This is a genomic window from Nonomuraea sp. NPDC052265, assembly GCF_044547985.1.
In the GTDB taxonomy this organism is placed as follows: domain Bacteria; phylum Actinomycetota; class Actinomycetes; order Streptosporangiales; family Streptosporangiaceae; genus Nonomuraea.
The window spans coordinates 67,483-78,211 of sequence record NZ_JBIUBJ010000031.1 but is presented as its reverse complement, the minus strand read 5'-3'; the positions used below and the strand labels follow the sequence as shown (position 1 = coordinate 78,211).

The window sequence follows — 10,729 nt, the reverse complement described above, 5'->3', positions numbered from 1 at the left end:
CAAGGTGACGCGCTCCGCGCTGCAGAACGCCGCTTCCATCGCGGCGCTCTTCCTCACCACCGAGGCCGTCATCGCGGAGAAGCCCGAGAAGTCCCTCGCCGCTCACGGCATGCCGGGCAGCGACATGGACTTCTGACCTCTCCGACCACCCGCGGGGCGCGGAGGTCCGGCCTCCGCACGCCCGTCGAAGAACCTGACATGCGCACCACCACCACCCTTCGATCTTGAGGACGGCGACGTGACCCTCCCGACCACCACCCTCGGGCGCACCGGCCTGCGCGTGAGCCGCCTCGGCTACGGAGCCATGGAACTGCGCGGCCCTGGTGCCTGGGGCCCGCCGGTGACCGACGACGCCGCCCGTACCGTGCTGAACGAGGCCCTCGACTCCGGGGTCAACCTCATCGACACCTCCCCCGACTACGGCGACGCCGAGGAGCACATCGGCCGCTGGGTCTCGCACCGCCGCGACGAGTTCGTCCTGGCGAGCAAGTGCGGCTGCCCGCTCGCGGACGGCGACCCGGCACACGTCTACACGAAGGCGAATGTCCGTGCGGGGGTCGAGAGGAGCCTGCGCCGGATGCGCACCGACCATCTCGACATCCTGATGGTGCACCTCAGTCCGAGTGTCGCCGTGATGGAGGCCGAGGACACCGTCGCCGAGATGCGGGCTCTCCAGGACGAGGGCCTGATCCGCTTCACCGGCATGTCGGGGGAGTTGCCCCACCTTCCCGACCACATCGCGATGGGGGTGTTCGACGTGTTCCTGCTGCCGTACTCGGCGCTCGACCGCTCCCACGAGCGGCTCGTCGAGGCCGCCGCCGCGACCGGGGCGGGGACGGTGGCCCGCGGTTCGGTGGCCCGCTCGCTCACGCCGCCGCCCGAGGCAGTGCCCGAACCGGTACGCCGACCGCTGGCCCAGCGCCACGCACGGCTCGCCGCCGCCCACCTGGACGAACTGGCGGACGGCGCGCCGGTGACCGAACTCCTGCTCCGGTTCATCCTCGGCCACCCGGAGGTGCACTCAGTGATCGTCGGCTCGGGCCGCTCGCAACACCTGCGAGCCAATATCGCTGCCGCCCGCAAAGGCCCCCTCCCTGCGGACGTGCACACCGCTGTACTCGACCGCCTCGGCGGGGTGTAGGGGGAGGGGGCGGTAGGTGATCGCCTCGGCCTGGTGTGGCGTGCGGGTGTCGTACCTGACCGCCTCGGCCTCGTATGGGGAACGGCTGGCCGATGTGACCGCTTTTGTGTGATGCGGGAGTGGGGGGCTCGGTGACCGGCTGGTTTGGCCTGAGGGGGCGAGGGCCTGAGGCGATCGTCTGGCGTGGGTCAGGGCGGGCCGGGGCCGGTGCAGGCAAGTCGTGACCATCGGGACGGCAGCGGCGATACCCAGCTCTTGGGTGCCATGAGGGGGAGTCGCCGGCGTTCCCCGTGGCCGAGGCCGACGAAGGGCTAGTGTGCTTCGTCCCCCGGCCCCCGGCCCCTGGCCTCCGGCCCCGGCCCCGGCCCCGGCCCCGGCCTCCGGCCCCCGGCCCCCGGCCCTGGACCTAACCCTGGACCTGGGTCTGGCCACGGCCACGCCCGGCGACCCGCGCCGCCGCCAGCTGGACGCGTGACGAGCCGGCTACATTCCTGCCGGCTCGTCCATCAGGCGTGCCCTGATCGGGGATGGCGAGGTCAGCCGCGCTTGGCGGATGGCCAGCCGTGACCCCAGCCGCCCTGGACCATGGTCTGGAACGCCCACCCGTCCTCGGCGCGCACCAGCAGGTCTGCGTAGTGCATGTGGTGCTCCTGGCCCTCGATCGTCATCGTCGCCTCGGTCTCCACGACCACCAGGTTCGGGGTGAGAAAACGCGGCGTGCGCGTCGAGCGCAGGTCGAGCCCGGCAGTGCCGCCACCCATGGACTCCTTCATGGCTTCGACGTACTCGGCCCGGGTCCATTGGCGGACGCTCGCGTAGCCGTCCGGCACGTCGGTGGCCACGTTCATCGGGAAGACCGCCAGGTCGGCCAACTGCTCGATCGCGCCCTGCTCGGCGAGCGCATCGTAGTCGGCGAACCATTCCTCAATGCTCTTCAGTTCCTCGGCGTTCGGCTGGTACATGCTGCTCCTCCTCGTGTCGTACGATGTACCGTACACCATACGGGATTAGGTCTGTGCCAGGACGACGTACCGCTCGATGCGCTGGAGCCGGCCCGTCGTCAGTCGGACACCGCGGTCGGAGTTCCACCACGACCAGCCCGTACGAGATCAGTGCGACCCTCGCCAGGCCGACCGCGACCAGCAGCAACGGGATTCTGTGATGATCGGCGGGAGGCGCCGGCCTGTCGCGGGTCCACGGCCGCTCGCCATGGACGTTCTTGAGCGACCAACTCGTCGGGTTCTCGATCACGCAATGAACCGGTCTTCTCCGACGACGGCTGCAACACGGGAAGGCCGCACTGCGCGAACGTCCTCGACCCGAAGCAGGGAGGGCGCACCATGCGAACGCCCTGGACCCGAAGCACGGGAGTCGAAGTCGCCGGCTCCGCCCCTTCTCCTTGCGAGGATCCGGACGCCGGAAGACCCGCTCGACCGGGTTGTTCGCCACCACCATCCCGAGGCGGTACAGGATCGCGCGGCGTGGCCGCTGAAGAGGAAGGACCACGGCACCCCATGCCGGTGACTATTCTGATCACCGTCGTTCGGGGCAGGAGGGCGGATGGTCATGACATCGGCGCAGCCTGGTTACATGGTCGGCGGACGTTACCGACTGATCGCCGTACTGGGGTCCGGCGGGTTCGGGCGGGTCTGGCGGGCCCATGACCAGGTCCTGGACGTCGATGTGGCGGTCAAGGAACTGCTGCTGCTGCCCGGGATGCCGGAGGCGGAGCAGGACAAGCGGCTGGAGCGCACCGCACGTGAAGCCCGCAACGCCGTCCGCCTGCGGGCGCACGAGAACGTCGTGGCCATCCATGACGTCGTCTCGGACGGCCTGCCCTGGATCGTGATGGAGCTGATCGACGGTCGATCACTGCACGAGCACCTCGACGCCCAGGGACCGTTGCCGGTGGAGCGCGCCGCGCAGCTAGCCGCGGGGCTGCTGGCGGCGCTCGGCGCGGCGCACCAGGCCGGCATCGTGCACCGCGACATCAAACCGGCCAACGTCATGCTCTCCACGGACGGCAGGGTGCTGCTCACCGACTTCGGGATCGCGGTCCACACCACCGACACCACCCTGACGACCGCCGGGATGCTCATCGGCTCACCCGAGTACATGGCCCCCGAACGGTTGCGCGGCACCGACGGGCTCCCGGCCAGCGACCTGTTCTCCCTCGGTGTGACCCTCTACCAGGCCGTCGAGGGCGCCTCACCGTTCCGCCGCGACACCCATCCGGCGGCACTGACCGCGGTCCTGCTGGAGGAGCCCCCGCCGCCACGTCGTGCGGGCCGGCTCGCACCGCTCATCACCCGGTTGCTCGACAAGCAACCGCACACCAGGCCGACCGTCGAGGAGGCGCTGGCGATGCTCGGCGAGCAGCAGCCGGGCCGGGTCCTTGTCCGGGACCGCACCGCGATCCTCCCGCCTGGCGAGGTCCCCGTGCGGGGATGGCAGCGCAGGGCGGTCACGGTGCTGATGGCGATCGTCTTCGCGCTCGGCGTCCTCGGCCTCACGAAGGCTCTCGGCCTCACCGCGGCCGGCGACCCCTGGAGGTACATGAGTTCACTGGTGACGGGACACCGATGGGGCCTCGCCCTTGCCGTCGTCCTCGTCGTCGACATCGGTGTGGCCGGTCTGTTGTGCGCTCAGGTCGGCCGGTTCCTGGCGCCGGTCGCCGGTACGACCGTTGCGGTCGTCGGGGGTGCCGTCGGGTTCCTCGCCGGCGTCTGCGCCGTGGTCCTCGCCTTCGACGGAATGGCCGTTCTTCTGGCGATGGCGGACATCAGACGGGGCGACAGGATCTGGGTGATCCCGTTGATCGTGATCACCTTCGTCATGTTCCTCACGGCAGGCTGGGCCTGGGAGTCGAGGCGGCTGCGGAGCCGTGGGTCGCTCTCGTCGTAGGGGCATCCGGCCTGAGGTCTCGGAGGATGAGCCCTGGCCGACAACACCGCCTGAGGCGGCTGACTGCGGCGGAGATCTCCTCGCACAGGCTGGGGGTTCAGCGGCCCGGCCGGTGCCGGGCCGATTCATGTCGGCCCGGCACCTTCACACTGCGGTTCCGCCTAGCCCTGGGGCTCTTCCGCCGGGCAGCGGGTGCCCTTGGCGGGTACGGTCGGCGAGATCAGGTAATTGTCCATGACGACCGTGGTGCACTCGGTCATGCCGTAGACGCCGTGGCCCCAGCCCTCGTAGGTGAGCAGGGTGGCCTTGGGACCGAGCTGCCGGGCCACGTTGGCCGACCACTCGTAGGGCGTGTCGGGGTCGTGCATGGAGGTGCCCACCAGCAGCGGAGTGCTGCCCCTGTACCGCAGCGGGTGCTGGGGGTTGTTGACCGGGTGGCCCTGGCAGATCGGCATGTCGCCCATCGGCATCGGGTTGTACCGCATGTCCGGGGCCACCGCGTTGGAGGCGCGCATCACCTCGGCGTACTCGTCGTAGCCCCGCAGCGACAGGTTCCAGTCCTGGCACAGGATCGCGGTGGGCAGTTCGGCGTACTGGCCGTTCACGGGCCAGTTGCCGGGAGGTCCGGGCATGTCGTCCGGCACCGGACCGCCGTCCAGCGCCCGCAGCACCTCGGCCTCCTGCCGCCAGACGGGCGCCTCGTTGAGCACCACGCCCAGCCACTGCAGGTTGTGGGCGCTCACCGGACGGCCGTCGCCCGGCCACAACAGCTCGCCCCGGTCCGCCTTGTCCAGCAGACCCTTCCACAACGCCCGGATGTCGCGACCGTGCAGGACGCACTCGGTGTCGCGCTCGCACCAGGCGATGAACTCCGCGAAGCTGTCCTGGACGGTGGCCGCCTCGGTGACCTGGAACGCCTTGACGCCCAGGCTGTGGTCCATGTTGCTGTCCAGCACCATGGCGCGGATCCGGTTGGGGAACAGCTCGGCGTACATCTGCTGGGCGAGCGTGCCGTAGGAGACGCCGTAGGAGGTCAGCTTGTCGTCGCCGAGCGCGGCCCGGACGGCGTCCATGTCACGGGCCACGTTGACCGAGTCGAGGTGGTCGTACAGGGGGCCGGTGAGCTTGCGGCAGTCCGCGCGCAGCCTCTTGTCGAAGGCGACCCACGTGAGGTAGTCGGCCTGGCTGGTCATGACCGGGGACGGCATCTGGTTGTACACCGAGGCCGAGCAGGTCACCGAGCCGCTGCGGGCGACGCCGCGGGGGTCGAAGCCGACGATGTCGAACCGCCGCTGGACGTCCTGGCTGAAGCCGGAGGGGCGCAGGATGTCGTTCACGCCGGAGTTGCCGGGTCCGCCCGGGTTGCTCAGCAGGGAACCGATCCGGGCGGACGGGTCGGTGGCCTTGCGGCGGGCCAGGGCCAGGGCGACGGTGGGTCCGTCGGGCCTGGACCAGTCGATGGGCACGGCCAGCGTGCCGCACTCGACGGTGGGTTCCTCCTCGCACGGCCCCCAGGTGATGCCGCGCTTGCCGACGGCATCCGTGACGTCCTGCCCGGTCACCGCCGCGCCGGCCGTCCCCGCCATCGGGACGGTTAACAGCGTCGTCATCACCATGAGGGCGGTGGCGAGCAGGGGAGTTCTTCTCAGCACATTGCTCCTATCGTCGATCGGCACGTTGATCGGCCGGCCGGGCTGCTCGCACGGCACACGATCGGGTTCTGGCCTCGCCGTAGCGGACGGCCGTGCGGGGACAGGATCAGACCCCCGTCGAAGGTCCCCGTACCGTTGAGCACCCCGTTACGCCTCAGCGGGCCTGTGGCGGGGTCGCTGCCGTGCCTTTCTTGATCATGACTCCGGAATCTAACAGGCGAAGGCCGCGCTGGTGGACGTTACTCCGGAACTTGGACAAATGTGAGCGCCGTCGGAGTGGCTGGGCTTCGGAGGTCCTCGTGGGTGCCGGGGGGTGTCGGCGCAGGTGGAAGGGACGGAGGAAGGGCAGGTGGAAGGGGAGCCGCATAACGGACATAGGGCCCGCCAGAAGGACGCCGTTGGAGACGGCCAACGCGTGGACGCCGGGGAGTCCGGCGAGCACGGCGACATGGCGATCCGCCGTGATTCCGGAGTTCGCTGCGTCGCGTCGTGCGCGCCGGATGGTCGTCACCCATGGGAGCGACGTCCCTCGAACCGGTGCCATGGTTCCCACCGAAATCCGCCGTACGAGCCGTCAGCAACTCCGGTCGCGTGCGGGCAGCCGGCCGGTGACGAGGAAGTCGGTGACGGTCCGGTCGCCGCAGGCGTTGCCGTTGGCGAGGTAGACGCCGTGACCGCCGGAGTCGACGGCGACCATGCGAGCCCGCTGCCCGAACGCCTCGCGCATCTTCAGCGCCCCGCTGTAGGGCGTGGACGGGTCGCGCAGATTCTGGATCAGCAGGACGTTGGCCGGGCCGCGGGAGGTGATCCGCGTGGCCCGCTCCGCGGGCTTGAACGGCCAGTACGCGCACGGCCCGAGGTTGACCGGCATGCCCGCGGTCAGCGGGTAGGCGGCCCGGTTGCGCCTGACCTGCTGCTCGTGCCGGGCGATCGAGTTCGGCCATGCGATGTCGTTGCACATCGTGGCACCGGCGTGCGCGGCGGTGTTCTGGAGGGCGGCCTCCGCCGGCTGGTTCGGAGCGGGCAGCTCGGCGCGGTTCAGCGCGGCCTTCATGAGCCCGGCCAGCATCGGGTAGTTGGCCGTGGAGTAGAGCGCGTTGAGCAGGTTCTCCCTCAGGAGGTTGCCGGTCAACCGCTGCTCCGGCCCGGCGCCCGGCCACGTCAGCGGCTCGCGGTCCAGCCGGGCGGCGAGATCGAGGAAGGTCCGGCGCACGGCGGTGGCGTCGGCGCCGAGGCCGTAGTCGCTGTCACGCGCGGCCGTCCAGGCTCCGAAGTCGGGGAAACTGTCCTCCACGCCGACGGCGTAGTTGGCCAGCCACTGGCGCGACACCTTGCGCGGATCGGGGTCGTCGTTGCTGTCGAGGACCACTCGATCGGTGGTGCCAGGGAACATCGTGGCGTGGACGGCGCCCGCGTAGGTGCCGTACGAGACGCCCCAGTAGGAGATCTTGTCCTCGCCGAGCGCCACGCGTATCCGGTCGATGTCCCTGGCGTGGTTGCGGGTGCTGATGTGCCGGATCAGCGGCCCGCCGTTGCGGGCGCAGGCCTCGGCGATCCGGCGCGACCACGCCGCGTTCCCGGCGATGCCGCCGTCCGCGTCGGGGTACGGCTTGAGCCGCGTGAGGGAGAGGTCGGCGGGCGCGAGCCCGCAGGAGACGGGTGAGCTCTTGCCGACGCCACGCGGGTCGAACCCGATGATGTCGTAGCGGTCGAGCACCTCCTGGGGCAGCTTCTTGACCAAGGTGCTGGGCCGGTTCAGCCCCGGACTGCCCGGACCGCCCGGGATGATCAGCAACACGCCACGGCGGACGTCGGGGCGAGCCGTCCTGATCCTCGACACCGCCAGCGTGACCGACGGTCCGCCAGGGGCGGAGTAGTCCATCGGCACCTCGATCGTCGTGCATTCCTGCCGGGGATCGATGCCCTCGCCGGGCAGGCAGGCGTCCCACCGCGTGGCGGCGGCGTGCGCCGGGGCCGCGAGCAGGGTGGTCGTCAGGGCGGCTGCGGACAAGAGGGCAAGGGACTTCATCATGATCCTTTCGGTTCTGCGGATGTCCACGACTCTGCCGGTTCGTTGATCGTCGAACCAGAGACGTCGTCAGTGACCACCCGTGACCTCGTCACGAAAGCGACAAAACGCTCAAAAGCCGGAGCGGGCCGACTGCCCGGCTCCACGCGGATCCGGCGGCGAGCGGACGGGCCCTGGCCACGTAGACCGACGAGTGCGGCCGGTTCCTGGTGACCGCCGGACACCAGGAAGGCCGCGATCGACGTCGATGCCGATCACCCCCGTGGGCCGTCCCGTCCGGATCCCTGGAAGCATGGGTGGGCCGGGCCTCGGGCCCTGCATGGTGCACCGCAGCGACCCCGGCCGGGGCCCATCGTGTACGGGCTTCCTCGCCGGGCAAGGAGAAATGAGTGATGGAACAGGAGCAGGTGCGCATCGTGGGCACCACTGACGACCTTGCCGACCTCGCCGAGAGGTTTCCGGCCGGAACTCCCGTCCAGATCGACGCCGAAGAGATCGAGCCGGGGAGCTCGGCGGGGTGGTCGGTCGTGGCCAGGGCCGAGCTTCTGCCGGTCGGCGAGCTCGGCGGCCTCGCGGCGCCGGGGGAGCCGATCGCCACCGGAGAGGCGGACGCGGAGGGCAACCGTCCTTTGTTGTTCACGCCCGTGCTCGTCCTGCAGTCACGCAAGCTCGCCACGCCCGGCCGGGTGGGGCCCGCCGCTCGCGCCGCCGACCCCTGCCTGCGTCGCGACGACGCCTACGAGCGGATCGAGCGCGACGGCGACGCGACCCTGTACCTGATGGAAGTGCTGGAAGCGGTGGAGAACCTGCGGGACGAGACCGACGGGGTGGCCACCGACCGCGACCGCCTCCTGCACCCGGCGGCGCGCCGCCACCTGGCCTCGGCCGTCGACGCCCTGAAGGCGGCGCGCGCGGCGGTGAACGAGGCCACCCGCTTCGGCAACGTGTGCGAGCTTATCCGCGGCGCCGACCATGACGACGCGTGGGCCGAGGAGATCGAGGACGGTCAGCCGTGCGACCCGGCCGGCCTGCACGGCATGCTGGTCGACCTGCCCGGCGGGCCGGCGGGACAGCCGGCCTGCCCGGTCCACGCGGAACTGGCCGGGCGACGCGTGCCAGGGGCCACGGTACGGCCCAACCCGCACGCGTAGGCGGCCGACGTCTCACCGGGCGTCACCGGTCGTCGAGGAAGGTCAGCACGGCCAGGACCCTGCGGTGGCCGCCGTCCGAGACGGCCAGGCCGAGCTTGGCGAAGATGCTGCCGATGTGCTTGTGCACCGCGTTGTCGGTGATCGTCAGCCGCTCGCCGATCTCGGTGTTGCTCAGGCCCTGGGCCATCCAGGACAGCACCTCCCGCTCCCGGCCCGTGAGGCTGTCCAGGCCGTCGCCCCGCCCGACCATGAGCTGGGCGATGACCTCGGGGTCCATGACCGTGCCGCCCGCGGCGACCCGGCGGACGTCCTCGACGAACTGGCCCACCCGGCTGACCCGGTCCTTCAGCAGGTAGCCGACGCCGCCGGAGCCGTGCGCCAGCAGCTCGCGGGCGTAGACGCGCTCGACGTACTGGGACAGGACCAGGATGGGCAGGGCGGGGTCGGCGCGCCGGAGGGCGACGGCGGCCCTGATGCCCTCGTCGCGGAACGACGGCGGCAGCCGCACGTCGGCGATCACCAGGTCGGGGCGGTGCTCGGTGACGGCGTCCAGCAGGCCGTCGGCGTCCGGCACGACCGCGGCCACCTCGATGTCCTTGCTGCTCAGGAGCAGTTCCAGCCCGGTGGAGAGCAGGACGTTGTCCTCGGCGATCACGACGCGCACGGCAACTCCACGACGAGACGGGTGGGCCCTCCGGAGGGGCTGTCGATGGTCACGGTACCGTCCAGTGCGGCGGCCCTCCTGCGGATGCCGGTGACGCCGGTGCCGCGGCTCTCGTCCACGCCGCCCTTGCCGTCGTCGCAGATCTCGATGCGCAGCACGCGTCCGGACGCCAGCCGTACGGCGACGCGGGCGGCGCCGCTGTGCTTGGTGGCGTTCGTGACCGCCTCGGCCACGATGAAATAGGCCGCCGTCTCGACCGCGGCGGGCACGGCTCCGAGGCCGCTCACGTCCGTCTCGACGGGCAGGCCTGCCTGCGCCGTCACGGCGGCCACCGCGCCGGCCAGCCCCCTGTCGGCCAGGATCGGCGGATACATCGTGCGGATCACCTGCCGCAACTCGGTCATCGCCTCCTCGGTTCCCTCATGCGCGTCCTTCAGCAGCCGGCCGACGGGACCGACGTCGTCGTCGAGCGCCTCGCGGGCCATCGCCAGCCGCATCGCGATGGCGACCAGCCGCGCCTGCGTGCCGTCGTGCAGGTCGCGCTCGATGCGGCGCAGCTCGGCGGCGTGCGCGTCGAGGACGTTCGACCTGCTCTCGGTCAGCTCCCCGACGCGCTCGGCCAGCCGGTCGGCCTCCGACGGGGCGAGCGCGGCCAGGCAGGCGCGGGCGTGCAGGCGGGCCAGCCTCGGCAGCGCCCACCAGGCCAGTGGCGCGGCCAGGACGACCTGCGCGACGCCCATGCCGATCGCCCGCTCCCACCCGGTCACCGGGAAGACCAGCAGCAGCCGCAGCGGGTCGTCGGCCGGGAACAGCCACCACAGCGGGACCTCCAGGACGGGGTTCACCAGCAGCCCGGCCACCGCGAGGGCGGCCAGCCCGGCCGGCAGGCCCACGACGACGTGCAGCGCCGTCCAGCGCAGGTCGCGCCGGGACCGCGTCCCCACGAGGAGCTGCCGCCATCGGTCACGCACCCCGGCCACGGCGGGCGGCGCGGGACGCGCCGGAACGGCGACTCCCAGCACCGCGCCGGCCTGCACGCGCTGCCATTCGGTCCACCTGTGCAGCACCGCCATCATGCGCGGCACCAGGACGAGCCCCGCCCCGCCCACCGGGACGAGCAGGACGCCCGCGGCCAGGATCGCCAGCGCGACCATCGCCGCCACGGCCGAGGCGAACACGATCAGGTGA

The 10,729-nt window shown here is 71.4% G+C and carries 8 protein-coding genes; 3 read left to right on the top strand and 5 right to left on the bottom strand.

The window, feature by feature from the left end:
- Positions 1 to 238 precede the first annotated feature (238 nt).
- A complete protein-coding gene (locus ACIHAD_RS44825) occupies positions 239 to 1,141 on the top strand; it encodes an aldo/keto reductase (protein ID WP_397360956.1) in 903 nt (300 codons plus the stop codon).
- A 536-nt stretch (positions 1,142 to 1,677) separates the two neighbouring features.
- Here the strand turns inward: ACIHAD_RS44825 and ACIHAD_RS44820 are convergent.
- Positions 1,678 to 2,103 (bottom strand): nuclear transport factor 2 family protein, encoded by a 426-nt coding sequence (locus ACIHAD_RS44820; protein ID WP_397360955.1) that lies wholly within the window; start codon positions 2,101 to 2,103, stop codon positions 1,678 to 1,680.
- A 628-nt stretch (positions 2,104 to 2,731) separates the two neighbouring features.
- Between ACIHAD_RS44820 and ACIHAD_RS44815 the strand changes: the two genes are divergently transcribed.
- Positions 2,732 to 4,045 carry a serine/threonine-protein kinase gene (locus ACIHAD_RS44815; protein ID WP_397360954.1) on the top strand — a complete coding sequence of 438 codons (1,314 nt, stop codon included), beginning with the start codon at positions 2,732 to 2,734 and terminating at the stop codon, positions 4,043 to 4,045.
- A 161-nt stretch (positions 4,046 to 4,206) separates the two neighbouring features.
- Here ACIHAD_RS44815 and ACIHAD_RS44810 read toward each other — a convergent pair whose 3' ends face one another.
- Both ACIHAD_RS44810 and ACIHAD_RS44805 read right to left on the bottom strand, forming a co-directional pair.
- Positions 4,207 to 5,697 carry an alpha/beta fold hydrolase gene (locus ACIHAD_RS44810; RefSeq protein ID WP_397360953.1) on the bottom strand — a complete coding sequence of 497 codons (1,491 nt, stop codon included), beginning with the start codon at positions 5,695 to 5,697 and terminating at the stop codon, positions 4,207 to 4,209.
- 574 nt (positions 5,698 to 6,271) lie between these two features.
- Positions 6,272 to 7,729 (bottom strand): alpha/beta hydrolase, encoded by a 1,458-nt coding sequence (locus ACIHAD_RS44805; RefSeq protein WP_397360952.1) that lies wholly within the window; start codon positions 7,727 to 7,729, stop codon positions 6,272 to 6,274.
- Positions 7,730 to 8,118: 389 nt separating this feature from the next.
- Here ACIHAD_RS44805 and ACIHAD_RS44800 point away from each other — a divergent pair, with 389 nt between their 5' ends.
- On the top strand, positions 8,119 to 8,877 hold the full coding sequence (locus ACIHAD_RS44800; protein ID WP_397360951.1) for a hypothetical protein: 759 nt from the start codon (positions 8,119 to 8,121) through the stop codon (positions 8,875 to 8,877).
- Between the two features lie 22 nt (positions 8,878 to 8,899).
- On the opposite strand, the gene ACIHAD_RS44795 is transcribed toward ACIHAD_RS44800, so the two are convergent.
- Positions 8,900 to 9,541, bottom strand: coding sequence for a response regulator (locus tag ACIHAD_RS44795; protein WP_397360950.1), 642 nt, complete (start codon positions 9,539 to 9,541; stop codon positions 8,900 to 8,902).
- Positions 9,529 to 10,719 carry a histidine kinase gene (locus ACIHAD_RS44790; protein WP_397360949.1) on the bottom strand — a complete coding sequence of 397 codons (1,191 nt, stop codon included), beginning with the start codon at positions 10,717 to 10,719 and terminating at the stop codon, positions 9,529 to 9,531. Before ACIHAD_RS44790 ends, ACIHAD_RS44795 begins: the two co-directional genes overlap by 13 nt.
- Positions 10,720 to 10,729: the final 10 nt, after the last annotated feature.

Excerpts from the sequence above, each read along its gene's own strand:
- ACIHAD_RS44820 (WP_397360955.1), bottom strand. The coding sequence starts at position 2,103 with ATGTACCAGCCGAACGCCGAGGAACTGAAGAGCATTGAGGAATGGTTC.
- ACIHAD_RS44815 (WP_397360954.1), top strand. The coding sequence starts at position 2,732 with ATGGTCGGCGGACGTTACCGACTGATCGCCGTACTGGGGTCCGGCGGG.
- ACIHAD_RS44805 (WP_397360952.1), bottom strand. The coding sequence starts at position 7,729 with ATGATGAAGTCCCTTGCCCTCTTGTCCGCAGCCGCCCTGACGACCACC.
- ACIHAD_RS44800 (WP_397360951.1), top strand. The coding sequence starts at position 8,119 with ATGGAACAGGAGCAGGTGCGCATCGTGGGCACCACTGACGACCTTGCC.